The organism is Streptomyces sp. ASQP_92 (genome assembly GCF_025399895.1).
Classification (GTDB): domain Bacteria; phylum Actinomycetota; class Actinomycetes; order Streptomycetales; family Streptomycetaceae; genus Streptomyces.
Genome location: NZ_JAODUA010000001.1, coordinates 484260 through 500288, shown reverse-complemented (window position 1 = coordinate 500288; position 16029 = coordinate 484260). Strand labels below are relative to the sequence as shown.

General features: G+C 71.9%; 16 protein-coding genes, 2 tRNA genes and 1 pseudogene. 4 read left to right on the top strand and 15 right to left on the bottom strand.

What is annotated here, in order from left to right; translation table 11 throughout:
* Positions 1-190 precede the first annotated feature (190 nt).
* Both N4G70_RS02180 and N4G70_RS02175 read left to right on the top strand, forming a co-directional pair.
* Positions 191-1375, top strand: a complete 1185-nt coding sequence (locus N4G70_RS02180; RefSeq protein WP_261710629.1) for a hypothetical protein — start codon at positions 191-193, stop codon at positions 1373-1375.
* A gap of 28 nt (positions 1376-1403) precedes the next feature.
* The gene (locus N4G70_RS02175; protein ID WP_261710628.1) at positions 1404-2963 is read left to right on the top strand and encodes an NADH-quinone oxidoreductase subunit NuoF family protein; all 1560 of its coding nucleotides are present in this window, start codon (positions 1404-1406) and stop codon (positions 2961-2963) included.
* A 176-nt stretch (positions 2964-3139) separates the two neighbouring features.
* Here the strand turns inward: N4G70_RS02175 and N4G70_RS02170 are convergent.
* Positions 3140-3212: transfer RNA gene (locus N4G70_RS02170), tRNA-Ala, on the bottom strand.
* Positions 3213-3328: 116 nt separating this feature from the next.
* On the opposite strand from N4G70_RS02170, the pseudogene N4G70_RS02165 reads away from it, so the two are divergent.
* Positions 3329-4603: pseudogene (locus N4G70_RS02165) on the top strand (glycosyltransferase 87 family protein); the annotation flags it as partial.
* Here the strand turns inward: N4G70_RS02165 and N4G70_RS02160 are convergent.
* From N4G70_RS02160 to N4G70_RS02120, 9 genes are all read right to left on the bottom strand, one after another.
* Positions 4497-4730 (bottom strand): hypothetical protein, encoded by a 234-nt coding sequence (locus N4G70_RS02160; protein ID WP_053726163.1) that lies wholly within the window; start codon positions 4728-4730, stop codon positions 4497-4499. The pseudogene N4G70_RS02165 and the gene N4G70_RS02160 sit on opposite strands and share 107 nt — an antisense overlap.
* 2 nt (positions 4731-4732) lie before the next feature.
* A complete protein-coding gene (locus N4G70_RS02155; RefSeq protein WP_261710627.1) occupies positions 4733-4903 on the bottom strand; it encodes a hypothetical protein in 171 nt (56 codons plus the stop codon).
* A gap of 265 nt (positions 4904-5168) precedes the next feature.
* A tRNA-Ala gene (locus N4G70_RS02150) sits at positions 5169-5241 on the bottom strand.
* A gap of 112 nt (positions 5242-5353) precedes the next feature.
* A complete protein-coding gene (locus tag N4G70_RS02145) occupies positions 5354-6010 on the bottom strand; it encodes a histidine phosphatase family protein (RefSeq protein ID WP_261711339.1) in 657 nt (218 codons plus the stop codon).
* Complete coding sequence (gene rsfS, locus N4G70_RS02140; protein ID WP_100578254.1) at positions 6007-6444, bottom strand: ribosome silencing factor; 438 nt, start codon at positions 6442-6444, stop codon at positions 6007-6009. Before rsfS ends, N4G70_RS02145 begins: the two co-directional genes overlap by 4 nt.
* Before the next feature lie 101 nt (positions 6445-6545).
* Positions 6546-8273 carry an LCP family protein gene (locus tag N4G70_RS02135; protein WP_261710626.1) on the bottom strand — a complete coding sequence of 576 codons (1728 nt, stop codon included), beginning with the start codon at positions 8271-8273 and terminating at the stop codon, positions 6546-6548.
* A gap of 46 nt (positions 8274-8319) precedes the next feature.
* On the bottom strand, positions 8320-8937 hold the full coding sequence (gene nadD / locus N4G70_RS02130; protein ID WP_261710625.1) for a nicotinate-nucleotide adenylyltransferase: 618 nt from the start codon (positions 8935-8937) through the stop codon (positions 8320-8322).
* Positions 8938-8975: 38 nt separating this feature from the next.
* On the bottom strand, positions 8976-9140 hold the full coding sequence (locus N4G70_RS02125) for a hypothetical protein (protein WP_162952611.1): 165 nt from the start codon (positions 9138-9140) through the stop codon (positions 8976-8978).
* An 81-nt stretch (positions 9141-9221) separates the two neighbouring features.
* A complete protein-coding gene (locus N4G70_RS02120) occupies positions 9222-9407 on the bottom strand; it encodes a hypothetical protein (protein WP_261711394.1) in 186 nt (61 codons plus the stop codon).
* Between the two features lie 111 nt (positions 9408-9518).
* Between N4G70_RS02120 and N4G70_RS02115 the strand changes: the two genes are divergently transcribed.
* Positions 9519-10628, top strand: coding sequence for a M48 family metallopeptidase (locus tag N4G70_RS02115; RefSeq protein ID WP_261710624.1), 1110 nt, complete (start codon positions 9519-9521; stop codon positions 10626-10628).
* A gap of 287 nt (positions 10629-10915) precedes the next feature.
* Here N4G70_RS02115 and N4G70_RS02110 read toward each other — a convergent pair whose 3' ends face one another.
* The 5 genes from N4G70_RS02110 to proB form a co-directional block, all read right to left on the bottom strand.
* Positions 10916-11995: a hypothetical protein gene (locus tag N4G70_RS02110; protein WP_261710623.1), complete on the bottom strand. Its 1080-nt coding sequence runs from the start codon at positions 11993-11995 to the stop codon at positions 10916-10918.
* 89 nt (positions 11996-12084) lie between these two features.
* On the bottom strand, positions 12085-12792 hold the full coding sequence (locus N4G70_RS02105; protein WP_261710622.1) for a hypothetical protein: 708 nt from the start codon (positions 12790-12792) through the stop codon (positions 12085-12087).
* Between the two features lie 80 nt (positions 12793-12872).
* Positions 12873-14174 carry a glutamate-5-semialdehyde dehydrogenase gene (locus N4G70_RS02100; RefSeq protein ID WP_261710621.1) on the bottom strand — a complete coding sequence of 434 codons (1302 nt, stop codon included), beginning with the start codon at positions 14172-14174 and terminating at the stop codon, positions 12873-12875.
* A gap of 82 nt (positions 14175-14256) precedes the next feature.
* Positions 14257-14715, bottom strand: a complete 459-nt coding sequence (locus tag N4G70_RS02095; protein WP_261710620.1) for a hypothetical protein — start codon at positions 14713-14715, stop codon at positions 14257-14259.
* A gap of 153 nt (positions 14716-14868) precedes the next feature.
* Positions 14869-15996: a glutamate 5-kinase gene (gene proB, locus N4G70_RS02090; protein ID WP_261710618.1), complete on the bottom strand. Its 1128-nt coding sequence runs from the start codon at positions 15994-15996 to the stop codon at positions 14869-14871.
* Positions 15997-16029: the final 33 nt, after the last annotated feature.

Here is a 16029-nt window from a genome sequence, read left to right as displayed (position 1 = left end):
GGCCCCACAAGGCCCGCACAAAGTACCCGTGGGGGGTTCCGCAGGCCCCTCCGGGAGGGTCGCGGGGCGAGGTTACTCCGCGTACCGCCCTCTTCTGGGGCAACCGTTCAAACCCCGTACTGGCTGGTATGGGGCGACCTAGCATGCCGCCACGGGACCGCTTTGCCGAACCACTCGGAGTCGCCCCACCATGAAACCTCGCAATCCGCTCAACCCGCACCATCCGCGCCACAATCCCGCCCGGGGCCGTCCGCCCCGCAGAGGCGGGCTCTCCGCCGCCGCACTGGGCGTCGTCGCCCTCCTCATACCGCCGCTCGCCCTCCTCTCGTCGGGGGCCCTGCGCGCCGCCGTGGACTTCACCTCCGGCGTCCTGTCCCTGGTCTCCCTCACGGCCTCCGTCGCCTGGGGTCTGCTCGCCACCGACCGGCTGCTCCTCACCCCGCGCGACCGCCTCTTGGCCCAGGGCGTCCACCGGGCGACCGCCGTCGCCTCGATCGGCTTCCTCCTGCTGCACGTCACCGTCAAGATCGCGCTGGGGCATGTGGGCCTGCTGGGCGCCGTGGTGCCGTTCGGGCTCGGCCTGACCGGCTCGTCCGGGCTGATCGGCTTCGGGTCGCTCGCCGGGGTCCTGATGGTCCTCACGGCCGCGACAGGCGCGATGCGCAGCGCCTTCACCACCCCGGGCCGCATCGCGGCGCGCTGGCGCGCGGTGCACATGCTCGCCTACCCGGCCTGGTGCTCGGCGCTTGTGCACGGCCTGTACGCGGGACGCCCGCCGGCCGCCTGGGTCGTCACGATGTACGCCCTGAGCCTCGCGGGGGTCGCCGGCGCGCTGGCCGTACGCGCGCTGCCCCGCCCGGTCAAGCGCCGCATCGCCGCCCGGCTCGCCCCCTTCAGGCCGCGCCCGGAGAGCGAGCCCGCGGAAACCCCCGTACCGCCACGGCCCACCACGCCGCCCTCTTACGAGGCTTCCGCGATGCCGCCCCGGCCGCCCTCTTATGACCCCGCTTACGCGACGCCGTACGACACCTCTTATGAGGAGCAGTCCACGCAACCACTACGTGGTGTCAGGCCCCCGCGCGAAGTCCTGGAAGAGGCGCGGCAGTTCGAGGGGGCCGGGTACCAGCCGCCGCATGAGGCGCTGCCCCGCTACCGCCCCTTCGAGGCGGCCCGCGGCGGTGCGGGCACCGGCATCTCGGCCGCCTATCGCGCGGTTTCCCTCGCGCCGTCCACCCCTGGGGCCCCTCGCTGGCCGGCGCCCTCGCCACGCCCACCGGAGTCGATGCCCGCTCCCGCGCCGTCCACGCCCTATCAGCCGCCGGCCGCCGGCGAGCCCTGGCACAGCCAGCCGGGCCCCTCGGAAGAACGCCCGTGACGGTGCCCGCAACAGCAGGAGTACGACCATGAACACGCCCCTCCCCGATGTTCCCGAGGTCCGCGTCGTGGGCCTGCCCCATCTGACGGCGGGTTTCGATCTCGTCGAGCGCCTGGCCCTGCCGATGCACCTCAAGGTGCACGGCCCGCTGAAACCGGTCGACGGCGAACGTCTGGCCAAGCTCGCCGACGACATCTCCCTCAACGGCCGCGGCGGCGCCGGTTTCCCCTTCGGCCGCAAACTGCGCGCGGTGGCCTCCGCCGCGATCCGGCGCGGGATACGCCCGGTCGTCGTCGTCAACGCCAGCGAGGGCGAGCCCGCCTGCCGCAAGGACACCGTCCTGGTGTGCCGGGCCCCCCATCTCGTCCTGGACGGCGCTCTGCTGGCCGCCGAGGCGCTCGGTGCCCGCACTCTGGTCGTGGCCGTCACCCGTGATTCCACGGAGGCCTCGGTGCGCGCGGCGCTCGCCGAGCGCGGCCTCACCGACAAGCGCGGCCCGGCCCTGCGCGCGCGGGTGGTGCGCACCCCCGAGCGCATGGTGTCCGGCGAGGCCTCGGCGGTGATCCGGGCCGTCGACGGCGGGCCCGCCCTGCCACCCGGCCGCCGCGAGCGGGCCGCCGACTCGGGTGTCGGCGGCGCCCCGACACTGCTGTCCAACGCCGAGACGTTCGCCCAGCTCGCGGTGGCCGCCCGGCTCGGCCCGCAGCGTTTTTGCCACACCGGCGAGCCGACCGAGCCCGGCACGGTGCTGCTGACCCTGTCCGGTGCGGTCGCGCGCCCGATGGTCGTCGAGGTCCCGACCGGGGTGCCGCTGCGCTACGTCCTCCAGCTGGCCGGGGCACCCTCGGTGCCGCAGGGCGTACTGACCGGCGGCTATCACGGAAGCTGGCTGAACTCGGTGGCCGCCCACGACGCGGCCGTCTCGCGCGCCTCGCTGTCGGCGCTGGGGGGTGCTCTCGGGGCCGGCGCGATCCTGCCGATCGGCCCGGGTACGTGTGCGCTCGGCGAGGCGCTGCGGGTCGCCAACTGGCTCGCGGCCGAAACGGCGGGCCAGTGCGGCCCCTGCCGGCTGGGGCTTCCGGCCGCGGCGGGCGGGCTCGCCGATGTGCTGAACGGCGGCGGCCCGGCGGCTCTGGAGGCGCTGCGCGAGGTGACGGGGGCGGTGAAGGGCCGCGGTGCCTGCAAGCATCCCGACGGCTCGGCCCGTTTCCTCGCCTCGACGCTCGCCGCGTTCACGGACGACCTCGCGGCCCATGTGCTCGGCGGGGGCTGCGGTCGGCCGACGCTCGGCGTGCTGCCGCTGCCCTCCCCGGGTTACCAGGAGGAGGGCGTGCCGAGCGGCGAGAAGGTGCTGGTGGACTGGACGTTGTGCGAGGGCCACGGGCTCTGCGCGGACATCGTGCCGGAGCTGATCCGCCTCGGCCCCGACGGCTATCCGCTGGTCGCCGACGCCACGGTGCCGATGCATCTACGGGGGCGCGCCCAAAGGGCCGTGCGCCGCTGCCCGGCGCTCGCGCTCCGGATCGAGCAGGCTCCGGCCGCGCTCCCCCAGATCAGCCGCAAAGCCCTGGGCAGCGGCCGGAGTTGACCGGTTCCCGATCGGACCGTTGGTGAGCGTTACGGCGTCCTGAACAGGACGCGCGTACTTCCGAGGGGATCCCAGGGGCCCAGGCCTCTGGGATCCCCTCGGGCCCCGGGGACCCTGGGGAGGGGACAACACGAAGGCGGGCCATCCGAATCATCGGATGGCCCGCCTTCTCACTGTGGAGCTAAGGAGAATTGAACTCCTGACCTCCTGCATGCCATGCAGGCGCTCTACCAACTGAGCTATAGCCCCTTGTTTTGCTGCCGTCCGGTTTCCCGCGGCGACATCGAGAACATTACACGGTCCCCCCGGTGCTTCACCAAATCGGTTTCCGTTCTGTACGAGGAAGGGCGGTAACGTCCACCTTCGTGACCGTGAAGGTGCTCGCGCACACCGCCGCTCGCCTCCCTGCGGCCCGCCGTCCCCCGCCGCTCGCCGCCGCCGTCTGCCTGCTGTCCTTCGCGCTCTTCTGGGCCGCTCAGCGGGCCGCCGGGGTCTCGATGATCGACCTGATGGTCTATCGGGCCGAGGGCCTGACCGTACGGGCGGGCGCAGACCTCTATGCGATGCGCGCGACCGAGGCCCGGCTGCCCACCACCTACCCGCCGTTCGCGGCGCTGGTGTTCACCCCGCTCACCCTGCTCGGCGTTCCGCAGCTGCGGGCCCTCGCCACCGTCGCGAACCTCGGGCTGCTGCTCGCCCTGGCCCACCTGTCGCTGCGGCTCGCCGGATGTCGCAGGCCCGGGGCCGCGCTGTGGGTCGCCGCGCTCGCCGTGTGGTGCGAGCCGGTGTGGACCACGCTGCGCTACGGCCAGATCAATCTGCTGCTCGCCGTCGCGGTGCTCTGGGACCTCACCCGTGAGCGGGGCCACCGCTGGGCGGGCACCGGCATCGGACTGGCGGCCGCGCTGAAGCTCACCCCGGCCCTGTTCGCCCTGTTCCTGCTGATCAGCGCGGCCGCCCGGGCGCGGAGCGGCGCCGCCGAAGACCGGCCGGCCATGTCCGGGAGGGCCGCTTCGGCGTTCTGCGCCGCCACGGCGGCGGCCGCCGTGGTGCTCCCGTACGACTCGCTGCGTTTCTGGACGTCGATGGTGTTCGAGGCGGGCCGGGTCGGTCACGCCGAGGACACCGCGAACCAGTCGCTGCGCGGGGTGCTGGCCCGGCTGCTGCACACCGGCGATCCGGGGCCGTGGTGGACGGTGGTCGCGGCCCTCACCGTGGCGCTGGGCCTCGCCGTCGCCGTACGCGCGGAGCTGCGCGGGGAGCGGGCCTGGGCGGTGGTGGGCTGCGCGGTGACGGCGCTCCTGGTGAGCCCGGTCTCCTGGTCGCACCACTGGGTGTGGTGCGTGCCCGCCGTGGTGCTGCTCGCCGTGGAGAGGTCGCGCTGGGCTCTGCTCGGGATCGTCTTCTGCGCGTACGCGCTGTGGTGGGTCCCGCACGGCACGAGCCGGCCCGAACTCGCCCAGAGCGGCGGCCAGATGGCGCTTTCGGCCCTGTACCCCCTGGCCGGGGCGGGCCTTCTCGTGCTGGCGGCGGTCAGGCCGTCGCGAAGGAGTAGAAGCGCTTCAGCGTGCAGTGCGCCTCCAGGAGGCGACCGTAGATCGGCTCGCCTTCCAGTTCCCGATAGGTCTCGATCGGGTCGCCCTTTATGATCAGCGCCCTGGCGCATTCCTCGCACCAGTACTGGTAGTCGGTGTTGACCGGATCCATGTCCCTGACGATGGGCGTACCACTGCCGCACCAGTCGCATTTCCGCCTGTGTGCACCCATGTTCAGCTCCAGCTGTGGCCGCAGGCCGTGCACACGTAGGACACCCCGCCGTTGTCGCCGAGCATCTGGGCGACGTGGGCGGAGCCGCAGGAGGGACAGCTCAGGTGGGCGCTGGTCGCCGGGGCTCGCGGACCGCCGGACGGCTGCGGGAATTCTTCGCGACTCGCGGGCATCGCGCACTCCCTCCCGTTCGGTCCGTCGTCCCCCTCCGGCCGTCCCGATTCTGCCATGCCCTCGCAAGAGGGTCAGTGCTGTCACCGTACGAGACCGGACACGCCGCCCAGGACGGACCCGACCGCCGGTGCGAAGGGGCACTCACGGGGCGCACGGGCACAAGTACGCGCCCCACGCGGAGTGACCGCCGGGCGGCCGTATCCGGTCGGGACCGCACGGGACAACAAGAAGATCCCGCCCCCACGAGGGGACGGGATCCGATTGTGGAGCTAAGGAGAATTGAACTCCTGACCTCCTGCATGCCATGCAGGCGCTCTACCAACTGAGCTATAGCCCCGCTGTCCGCTGTGTTTCCGCCTCTTCGGCGGTCCCGCGCTGCGAACAAGAAGAACTTTAGCCTGTGACCTGCCGGAAAGTGAAATCCGGCCTTCACCGCCTCTGAGCAGCGGTTAGTCGTCGTCTCCGAGGACCGGCTCGGGGAGCGTGCCGGCGTTGTGCTCCAGCAGGCGCCAGCCGCGCGCGCCCTCGCCGAGGACGGACCAGCAGCAGTTGGTGAGGCCGCCCAGGCCCTCCCAGTGGTGCGCTTCGAGACCGAGGAGCCGGCCGATGGTGGTGCGGATGGTGCCGCCGTGGCTGACGACGACGAGGGTGCCGCCGTCGGGCAGCTTGTCGGCGTGCCGCAGCACGACCGGGGCGGCCCGGTCGGCGACCTCGGTCTCCAGCTCGCCCCCGCCCCGGCGCACCGGCTCGCCGCGCTTCCACGCCGCGTACTGCTCGCCGTAGCGGGCGACGATCTCCTCGTGCGTGAGCCCCTGCCAGGCGCCCGCGTACGTCTCCCGCAGGCCCGAGTCGTGCTCGACCGGCAGGCCGGTCACGGCCGCCAGCTCGGCGGCGGTGGCCGCGGCCCGCTGAAGGTCGGAGGCGATGATCGCGTCGGGCTTCAGCGCGGCCAGCAGGCGCGCGGAGCGATGCGCCTGGCCGATGCCCGTCTCGGTCAGCTCGATGTCCGTGGAGCCCTGGAAGCGGCGCTCCAGGTTCCAGGCCGTCTGGCCGTGCCGCCACAGGACTATCCGGCGGCCCCGGCCGCCCTTGGTGGTGCCGTTCAGCTCAGCTCACCGTCCGTCTCGTCGGCGCCGGTCAGCGCGGCGTGCTCGGCGGCCTTGCCGCGGGTCTTCATGGCGTCGTCCGGAAGCGGCAGCTCGGGGCAGTCCTTCCACAGGCGCTCGAGGGCGTAGAAGACGCGCTCCTCGCTGTGCTGGACGTGCACGACGATGTCGACGTAGTCGAGCAGGATCCAGCGGGCGTCGCGGTCGCCCTCGCGGCGTACCGGCTTGGCGCCGAGCTCCTTGTTGAGCCGCTCCTCGATCTCGTCGACGATCGACTTGACCTGGCGGTCGTTGGGCGCGGAGGCGAGCAGGAAGGCGTCGGTGATCGACAGCACATCACTGACGTCGTACGCGATGATGTCGTGCGCGAGCCGGTCGGCAGCCGCCTGAGCGGCGGCGGTGATGAGCTCGATGGAACGGTCCGTGGCGGTCACATGCAGGCTTTCGTCGGCGGTCAGATCGGATCAGATCGAATTCCAGGATCTCACGGACCGCCGACAGTCCCGAAAGGGTCGCTCCCGGGACGCCTGTGGCATCACTTCGCGATCTTGTAATCCTTGCCGATGACGACCGACACATCGGCGTTGGCGGCCGTCTTGCCCTGCTTGACGGCGCTGTCCGGCAGATTGAGCGTCTTGGCGACCTCGACCGCGCTCGCCTTCTTCGCCGCGTCGCCGTACAGGACCTGAGAGGTGGCCTGCGCACCGGCGCTTCCGGCGTCCACGAACCCGTAGCCGCCGTTGATCAGGGCGACCCGGGCGGCCTCGGCGGCCTTGGCGTTGCCGCTGGCGTTCTTGACACCGACCCGAAGCGCCGAGCTCTGGTCGCCGCCGGCGCCGAGCTTGCCGCCCAGGACGTCCTTGACCACGCTGTCGCTCGTCTGCTGGCTGAGCGTGCCGTCCGGCTGCACCGGCAGGAGCGCCGTCTTGTACGCGCCGACCTTGGCGTGTTCGGCGAGCTTGGCCAGCGCGGCCCCGAGGTCGCTGTCCGGCAGCGACGGGTCGAGGATCTGCGCGAGCGTCTGCACGGTGACGGTGGCGGCCTTCGGATCGTCGGAGATCTTGCGCAGCACCCCGTACATCACCGTGCCGAACCGCTGGAGCTGCTTGGTCTCGGCCTCGCCGGGGCCCCGGTAGGTGGCGTAGGCGACGGCCATCTGACCGGTGAGGGTCTGGTCGTCGCCCTTCTTCACCAGCGGGTCGCCGCCCTGCTTGGCACCGGGGACGTCCGCATCCGTACTGATGTCGATGTTTCCGACGAGGTCGACGAGGTTTTCCAGGTACGGGGTGTCCAGCCGCCAGGAGCCGGTGATCTTGGCGCCGAGCAGGTTGGAGAGCGAGTCACGGGTGCTCTGCGAGCCGTCGGCGTCCACCGACTTGCCCAGGGTGGTGCGGTTGCCGTCGTCGTCGGAGACCGCGAGCGAGTTGGGCAGCAGCACGGTGGTGCCCTGCTTGGTGGTCACGTTGTTGACGAGCAGCGCCGTGGAGGTGCCGCCCGCCTTGGTGTTGTGCAGATGGACCACGATGACGTCGCGCTGCTGCGGGCCGGCCGCGGCGGCGGCGCCCTTCTTGGCGTCGGAGGAGGACGAGAGGCCGGGCAGCTTGCCGGCGAACCACAGATAGCCGATGCCACCCACCGCGACCAGGGCGACGGTCACGACCAGCGCGACGACGCGGTTGCGGCCCCGGCGCTTGGCCTCCTCGCGGCGCTCGCTGCGGCTCTCGGTGAACTTGAGCCAGTCGATGACGTCCTCGGAGTCCTCGTCGGGCTCCTCGATGAACGAGAACTGCTCGGTGCGGTAGTCGCGTTCGGCGCCGTCACCGTGTTCCTCGCGCCGCTGCTGGGGCACCACGGGCGTGCCCTGCGCCTCGGCGTCCGGCGCCGGGGGCGCCTGGACGGCCGGCTGCTGCGCGGTGCCGTAGTCCTGCCCGTAGTCCTGCTGCGGAAACTGCTGGGTTCCCTGGAACTGCTGGGCCTGCTGCGGGTGTTGGGGCTGCTGGGCCTGCTGGTGCGTCGGCTGGTGCTGCTGCTGTTGTTGTGGCTGCTGCGGCTGCGCATAGGGGTCGTACGTCGACTGCTGCGGAACGTACGTCTGGTCGTACCCGTACCCCTGCTGCTGTTGCTGCGGGGGCTCCTCGGGCCGGCCGTAGGGGTCGTACGCCTGCTGCTGCGGCTGGACCTGCTGGTACACCGGCCGGCCGTACTCGTCGTACCCGACCAGCTGCACCTGGGGCGCATACGGGTCGTACTGGCGGTCGTTCACCGGTGGCCTTCTCTCACTCGCCGACGTACAGGCGGTACAGCTGGACTCACTCGCCGCGGTAGAGCTGGCGCTTGTCGATGTAGCGGACCACACCGTCGGGAACCAAATACCAGACGGGGTCGCCCTGCGCGACCCGTGCCCGGCAGTCCGTCGAGGAGATCGCGAGGGCCGGCACCTCCACCAGCGAGACCCCGCCCTCGGGCAGCCCGTCGTCCGTCAGGACGTGGCCGGGCCGGGTCACTCCGATGAAGTGGGCCAGCGAGAACAGCTCCTCGGCGTCGCGCCAGGTGAGGATCTGGGCGAGCGCGTCGGCCCCGGTGATGAAGAACAGGTCCGCGTCGGTGTTGCGGTCGCGCAGATCCCGCAGGGTGTCGATGGTGTACGTCGCACCGCCGCGGTCGATGTCGATGCGGCTCACCGAGAACTGGGGGTTGGACGCGGTGGCGATGACCGTCATGAGATAGCGGTCCTCGGCCAGGGAGACCAGCTTGTGGCTCTTCTGCCACGGCTGCCCGGTCGGCACGAACACGACCTCGTCCAGGTGGAACTGCGAGGCCACCTCACTGGCGGCCACGAGGTGTCCGTGATGGATCGGATCGAACGTTCCGCCCATCACACCGATGCGTCGCTTCACCGGACCGGTAGGCACTTCCTGCTCTCCCATGCGTGCAGAGCCTACTGGCCCGGCTTTTCGGCCCCGACTCAGCGGTCGCGGTTGAAGCGGGTGGTGATCCAGAGCAGGAGGAGCAGGGCGAGCAGCGCGCCGCCGCCGGTCATCCAGGGCTGAAGGCTTTCGTGGTTGCCACCGTGCTCGGCGCCGCCTTCGGCGAGCGAGACCAGGTTGGCGGCGGTGCTGTGGAGGCTCATCTTCGGCAGGACCTATCCGGGAGTCGGGGCGGAGACTTCGCGCACATCGTATGCGGGCGGCCCGGGCACGCTCACGCCGACTCAGTCGTTGTGGTTGTCGTCGCCGCCGTTCGAGCGGTATCCGCGCAGCAGGAACCAGGCCAGGAGGGCGGCGCCGACCATGGAGGCCAGCAGCAGGATCCGCAGCAGGGCGCCCGGCCCCTGGCCGGACGCGTCGGCGAGAGCGGTGACGGCGTCCGGCATGAAGCCCGGCAGTGCGTCCGGCATGGCTGGTCTCCTCGAAAGTTATCCACAGGCCCCCGGGCCACGGTATCCCCACCGCCTAGTGTGGATGTCGTCAGGGGGACGAGCCGACGACTCGAACGACAGGGGGCACCCATGACCGAGGACATCAACGACAACGTGCCGAGCAGGCAGCGGCGCAGGTTTCCCGGAATCTCCTCCCGGGCCTACGAACACCCCGCCGACCGCTCGGCGCTGGTCGCGCTGCGCAGGCTGACCGGTTTCGACACCGTCTTCAAGGCGCTGAGCGGGCTGCTGCCCGAACGAAGCCTGAGACTGCTGTTCCTCTCGGACTCGGTACGGGTGAGCGACGCCCAGTTCGCCCACCTCAACTCCATGTTGCGGGACGCCTGTTACATCCTGGACCTGGAGAAGGTCCCGCCGATGTACGTCACTCAGAACCCGCAGCCGAACGCGATGTGCATCGGCCTGGACGAGCCGATCATCGTGGTGACGACGGGTCTGGTCGAGCTGCTCGACGAGGAGGAGATGCGCGCGGTCGTCGGCCACGAGGTCGGTCACGCCCTGTCCGGCCACTCCGTCTACCGCACCATCCTGCTCTTCCTCACCAACCTCGCCCTCAAGGTCGCCTGGATCCCGCTGGGCAACGTCGCGATCATGGGGATCGTGACGGCGCTGCGCGAGTGGTTCCGCAAGTCGGAGCTGTCCGCGGACCGGGCCGGACTGCTGGTGGGCCAGGATCTGAAGGCCTCGATGCGGGGGCTGATGAAGATAGCGGGCGGCAACCACCTGCACGAGATGAACGTGGACGCCTTCCTGGAGCAGGCGCAGGAGTACGAGTCCGGGGGCGACCTGCGCGATTCGGTGCTGAAGATCCTCAATGTGCTGCCCCGCACCCACCCGTTCACCACGGTGCGTGCCGCCGAGCTGAAGAAGTGGGCGGAGTCCCGCGACTACCAGCGGATCATGGACGGCCACTACCCGCGCCGGGACGAGGACAAGGACACCTCGGTGACCGACTCCTTCCGCGAGTCGGCGGCCTCGTACGCCGACGCGGTCAAGAGCAGCAAGGACCCGCTGATGAAGCTGGTCGGTGACATCGCCGGCGGCACGGCGGATCTCGGCGGCAAGCTGCGCGACCGGTTCACCGGCACGGCGACACGACCGTCGCCCCCGGACGGCACGACCGGCCCCGGCACCGAGCCGCCGACGGACGGAAAGCCGGGGCAGAACGGGCAGGGCTAGGCGGAGGCGCGGGGGCGGGCGCGGAGGTGCCGGCGGGTCGGGTGCCGGTCTGCCGCGCGCCGGCGGCCGGGTGCCGGTATGCCGGGTGCCGGTATGCCGCGTGCCGGAGGTCGGGTGTCGGCGGCCACGTGCCGGGAAGCCGGGCGTCGGCGGCCACGTGCCAGGAGGCCACGCGTCGGGAGGCCACGTGCCAGGAGGCCACGCGTCGGGAGGCCAGTGGCTTACGGACCGGGTCCTGCCGGGCCTGGCCCTTCGGGCCCGGCGGCTTCCGGGGGATCGACGCGAGGTCACCCGCCCGGTGACGGCTGGGCTCCGGTGGCCAGGGTGCCGCAGAGCGCCTCGGGGGCGGGGCCGGTGGCGTACGGGTCGGTGCCGGCCGGGCCCCGCGCACTCGCCCGCTCCCCCGCGAGGAGCGGCCGCAGCCGGCTCGCGACCTCGGCCGAGCACGCCTGCGGACCGGCCTCGACGGTGCTGGCCTGGATCTCGGTGCGGTTGACCCGCAGGTCTTCGCGGTCGAGCCGGAAGTGCAGCTCGCGGCGGACCGTGAACAGCGAGGCGCCGGCCGGGTGCGGGGCGTTCCCGGCGGGCCGCAGGGCGTACACGAAGACGTAGTCGGCGGCGATCGTGAGCGCGTCCGTGCCGGACTCCGCGTAGCTCATCGAGCCCTGGACGCGGATCCGGGGATCGGCGAGGGCCACCGTGGCCGGATCGAAGCGCACCAGCCAGCCGGTCGCGGAGTGCCGTCCGTCACCGGCCGGAGTGGCCAGGCTCTGGTCGAACTGGGCCATCAGATCGGGGTCGAGCAGCACCCGGATCTGATGGTCGGGGCCACCGGCGAGCACATCCGGATCGAGGGAGGACTTGATCAGGTAGTCCTTGGCGATGGACAGCGCGTTCATCACCTGCGACTCGGAGAAGTGCGCCGTCTTGGAGGCCGACGGGAGGCTGATGCCCGATCCGCCGACGCGGAACCGGGCGGCGGGGCTGTGCGCGAAGAGCCGCTCGGCGTCACCGCCCGGGACCGGGCCCTCGGGGGCCAGCGGGATCACCGTCATCCGCAACGGCTCGGGGTGGCCGGTGAGCGGCGGCTGATAGGGGTGGCGGATGCCCATGTAGATGGCGGTACTGAAGGCTATGAGGAGCAGCAGCACCAAGGCGACGGCAGGTTTGGAGGAGGCTCTGAGGGACCAGCTCGGACGGGACCGTACGGCCCGCGCGTGTTCGCGCATCCGCTCCTGGGCGGAGAACTCCTGGAGGCGTGCAGCGCGGACGAACGATTCGTCGAAGACGACGGACCGGTACTCGTCGTCACCACCGCCGGGGAGGCCCTCCGGTGTCCCCTCGGGTGGCTCTCCGCGCCCTGCCATACCTTCAGGGTAGGTCTCGCGGGGGGCAGGTAAACGCGCTGGTACACGACAACTTCTGACGATTTCCGACGCGATGGTTCTCGGGCGGTTCAGGCGGGCGGGTGGGGCCGGGGAGGCAGGGAAACAGCCGGGCTCGGGCCGTCGGCCGGAGCCTGAGTGCGGTCCGCTCCCCCGGCGCCGCCCGAAGGCACTTCGCCGACCGGAGCCGCGGTCTCAGCCCCGCCCGCCGGGCCGCCCGCACCGGCCGTACTCGCCGCGAGGGCCGCGACGGTCGGGTGGTCGACGTTGCTCGTGGCCGGGGGTGAGGGCGGGATCTTGTCCTCGTGGTCGGAGGAGGCGCCCCGGTAGACGGCGGAGAAGGCGAGGGCGACCATGCCGATGCCCATGATCACGGCCAGGAGCCAGGCGACGGGGCGGTGCCAGCGGGCGTGCCCGCGGTAGGGGCGCAGGGCGCCGCCGAAGCGGCCGTAGGGGCCGGCTTCGGCGCCGCCGGACAGGCCGGGGCCGCCGATGTCGCCCGGGTCGCGGGCGGGGCGGTAGGGGTCGGGGTCGTAGCCGTCGTCGTAGGGCTCGTCGTCGGGGGCTCCGGCGCCCGCGCGGGCGCGGGCCGCCTCGGCTTCGGCGCGGGCCTGGGCGGCGGCGAGCAGGCGCTCGACGGCGCTGGGTTCGTGGATTTCGGCGGCTCGTACGAAGTCCTCGTCGAATACCACGGAGGCGAAGTCATCGTCCGCGCCCCCGCGGTCGTCGTCGGGCTCCCAGCCGTCCGGGAACGGCCCGCCCCCTGCGTCGTCCGGCACCCGTTCAGGGTAGCCGCGGGCGGGCCGGTTTGGGCAGCCGGTGACGGAACTCGCCCACCCCGAAAGGGAGTCAGGGACGGTTACCGGATGTGTCCGTCGCCGGTGACGATGTACTTCGTCGAGGTCAGCTCGGGCAGCCCCATGGGGCCGCGGGCGTGCAGCTTCTGGGTGGAGATGCCGATTTCCGCGCCGAAACCGAACTGACCGCCGTCGGTGAACCGGGTGGAGGCGTTGACGGCGACGGTCGTGGAGTCCACGAGCTGGGTGAAGCGGCGGGCGGCGGCCTGCGAGGTGGTGACGATGGCCTCGGTGTGTCCGGAGGTCCACCGCCGGATGTGGGTGACGGCCGCGTCCAGAGAGTCGACGACGGCCGCGGCGATGTCGTACGAGAGGTACTCGGTCTCCCAGTCCTCGGCCGTGGCTTCGACGACGGTGGCCTTGGAGGCGTCCGCGTACGACCGCACCCGCTCGTCGGCGTGGACGGTGACTCCGGCCTCGGCGAGCGCGTCCAGGGCACGCGGCAGGAAGGCGTCCGCGATGTCCTGGTGGACGAGGAGGGTTTCGGCGGAGTTGCAGACCGAGGGGCGCTGGGCCTTGGAGTTGATCAGGATGTCGACGGCCATGTCGAGGTCGGCCTGGGCGTCGACGTAGACGTGGCAGTTGCCGGTGCCGGTCTCGATGACGGGGACGGTGGATTCCTGGACGACGGTGCGGATCAGGGAGGCGCCGCCGCGCGGGATGAGGACGTCGACGAGGCCGCGGGCGCGCATCAACTCCCGTACGGATTCGCGGGATTCGCCGGGTACGAGCTGGATGGCGTCGGCGGGCAGACCCGCGTCGGCGACCGCGTCGCGCAGGACGCGGACGAGGGCGGTATTGGAGGCGTAGGCCGAGGACGAGCCGCGCAGCAGGACGGCGTTGCCGGACTTGAGGCAGAGGGCCGCCGCGTCCACGGTCACATTGGGCCGGGCCTCGTAGATGATGCCGACGACGCCGAGGGGGACGCGGACCTGGCGCAGGTCGATGCCGTTGGGCAGGGTGGAGCCGCGGACGACCTCACCGACGGGGTCGGGCAGGGCCGCCACGTCGCGCACGTCGGAGGCGATGGCGCGAATGCGCTCCGGGTCCAGGGTGAGCCGGTCGATGACGGTTTCGCTGGTGCCGGCCTCGCGGGCCTTGGCGACGTCGAGGGCGTTGGCCTCGACGATCTCGGCGGTCCGCGCCTGGAGGGCGTCGGCGATCGCGTGCAGCACCTCGTCCTTGACCGCGCGCGGAAGTGGCGCGATCTCGGCGGCCGCGGCGCGCGCCCGCTGGGCGGTCCGGGTGACCGGGGACAGGTCGTCGTGGGCAGGAGCCGGGGAGGGCGAGGAGTGCGAAGCCATGTCCGCAGGGTAATGCGCGGGGGCGGGGCGTTTCGCCCCGGTTCCACTCCCCGAGACGGGGTGGGCGGCGGGGTCAGAAGGGTCAGAAGGGATGGACGCCCACGGGTGCGGCCGGTGGCGGCCCATATCCTTCGGCGAGCCGCTGGTGGTAGGTGCCGCGGTCGATGACTTCCAGGCCGACGATCTCCCAGGGCGGGAGTTTGGCGGTGGAGCGGTGCTCACCCCACAGGCGCAGGGCGACGGCGGCCGCGTCGTGGAGGTCGCGGGCCTCTTCCCAGTAGCGGATCTCGGCGTGGTCGTTGGCGTAGCGGCTGGTCAGCAGGAAGGGGTGGTCGTGGGCGAGCTGTTCGAGGCCCCGGCGGACCTCTTTCAGCGGCGCCTCCGCTCCGCAGACGCTCAGCGTGATGTGCCACAGCCGGGGGGTGTCCCCGGCCTTCTCGGGTACCTCTGTGGCTTCGACGTCGGCCCCCGTCCCCACACTGGTCAGGGTCCGCTCAGCCGTCGTCCCTCGGGGCGCCGCCCCCGGGCGCGCTCGTCTCACCGGCGGCCTCCTGTGCTGCTGTGTGCGATGCGGTGCGGTACTGCGCGGGTTCCGGTCCACGCGTACCCCCGACTTCAAAGTTGACCAGCCCGAGGCCGGGCGCGGGGTGGTTTTCCTGAAGGTGTCTGTCTTATGGCTGGACTTTCAGCCGTTTCAGGGGTGCAGGACGACCAGATCGTCCCTGTGTACGACTTCGCGCTCGTAGCCGGGGCCGAGCTCTCTGGCGAGGTCGCGGGTGGAGCGGCCCAGGAGTTGGGGCAGTTCCTTGGCGTCGAAGTTGACGAGACCCCGGGCGACGGCGCGGCCTTGGGGGTCGCGCAGCTCGACGGGGTCGCCCGCGGCGAAGTCGCCTTCGACGGCGGCGATTCCGGCGGGGAGCAGTGATTTGTGGCCGTCGACGATGGCGTGGACGGCTCCCTCGTCGAGGATCAGGGCGCCCTGGGGGGTGGAGGCGTGGGCGAGCCACAGCAGGCGGTCGGCGGAGCGGCGTCCGGTGCGGTGGAAATAGGTGCCGGTGGCGCGTCCGGCCAGTGCGTCGGCGGCGTGGCTGGCGGAGGTGAGGACGACGGGGATGCCGGCGGCGGCGGCGATGCGGGCCGCTTCGACCTTGGTGACCATGCCGCCGGTGCCCACGCCCGCCTTGCCGGCGCTGCCGATCTGGACGTGGGCGATGTCGTCGGGGCCGCGCACTTCGTCTATGCGCGAGGTGCCGGGCCTGGCGGGGTCGCCGTCGTAGAGGCCGTCGACGTCGGAGAGCAGGACGAGCAGGTCGGCGCGGACCAGATGGGCGACCAGAGCGGCGAGGCGGTCGTTGTCGCCGAAGCGGATCTCGTCGGTGGCGACGGTGTCGTTCTCGTTGACGACGGGCAGGGCGCCCATGGCCAGGAGCTGGTCCAGGGTGCGGTAGGCGTTGCGGTAGTGGGCGCGCCGGCTGGTGTCGTCGGTGGTGAGCAGGACTTGTCCGACGCGTACGCCGTAGCGGGCGAAGGAGGCGGTGTAGCGGGCGACGAGGAGGCCCTGGCCGACGCTGGCGGCGGCCTGCTGGCGGGCGAGGTCCTTGGGCCGGCGGCGCAGTCCGAGGGGGGCGAGGCCGGCGGCGATGGCACCGGAGGAGACGAGGACGATGTCCTTCTCGCCCCCGCTGCGTGCCTTGGCGAGCACGTCGACGAGGGCGTCGACCCGGTCCGCGTCGAGTCCGCCGGAGGCGGTGGTCAGCGAGGACGAACCGATCTTGACTACAATTCTGCGGGCCTGTGCCACCTGCTGCCTTGCCTCTGTCACACGGTGAAATCTATGTCAGGACGGGCTGGGGGC

What these genes read in the sequence shown, in the direction of transcription:
- N4G70_RS02100 (WP_261710621.1), bottom strand. Translation starts at nt 14,174, where the DNA reads ATGGCTTCGCACTCCTCGCCCTCCCCGGCTCCTGCCCACGACGACCTG.
- nadD (WP_261710625.1), bottom strand. Translation starts at nt 8,937, where the DNA reads ATGGGAGAGCAGGAAGTGCCTACCGGTCCGGTGAAGCGACGCATCGGT.
- N4G70_RS02115 (WP_261710624.1), top strand. Translation starts at nt 9,519, where the DNA reads ATGACCGAGGACATCAACGACAACGTGCCGAGCAGGCAGCGGCGCAGG.
- N4G70_RS02180 (WP_261710629.1), top strand. Translation starts at nt 191, where the DNA reads ATGAAACCTCGCAATCCGCTCAACCCGCACCATCCGCGCCACAATCCC.
- N4G70_RS02110 (WP_261710623.1), bottom strand. Translation starts at nt 11,995, where the DNA reads ATGGCAGGGCGCGGAGAGCCACCCGAGGGGACACCGGAGGGCCTCCCC.
- N4G70_RS02125 (WP_162952611.1), bottom strand. Translation starts at nt 9,140, where the DNA reads ATGAGCCTCCACAGCACCGCCGCCAACCTGGTCTCGCTCGCCGAAGGC.
- N4G70_RS02155 (WP_261710627.1), bottom strand. Translation starts at nt 4,903, where the DNA reads ATGCCCGCGAGTCGCGAAGAATTCCCGCAGCCGTCCGGCGGTCCGCGA.
- N4G70_RS02160 (WP_053726163.1), bottom strand. Translation starts at nt 4,730, where the DNA reads ATGGGTGCACACAGGCGGAAATGCGACTGGTGCGGCAGTGGTACGCCC.
- N4G70_RS02120 (WP_261711394.1), bottom strand. Translation starts at nt 9,407, where the DNA reads ATGCCGGACGCACTGCCGGGCTTCATGCCGGACGCCGTCACCGCTCTC.
- N4G70_RS02175 (WP_261710628.1), top strand. Translation starts at nt 1,404, where the DNA reads ATGAACACGCCCCTCCCCGATGTTCCCGAGGTCCGCGTCGTGGGCCTG.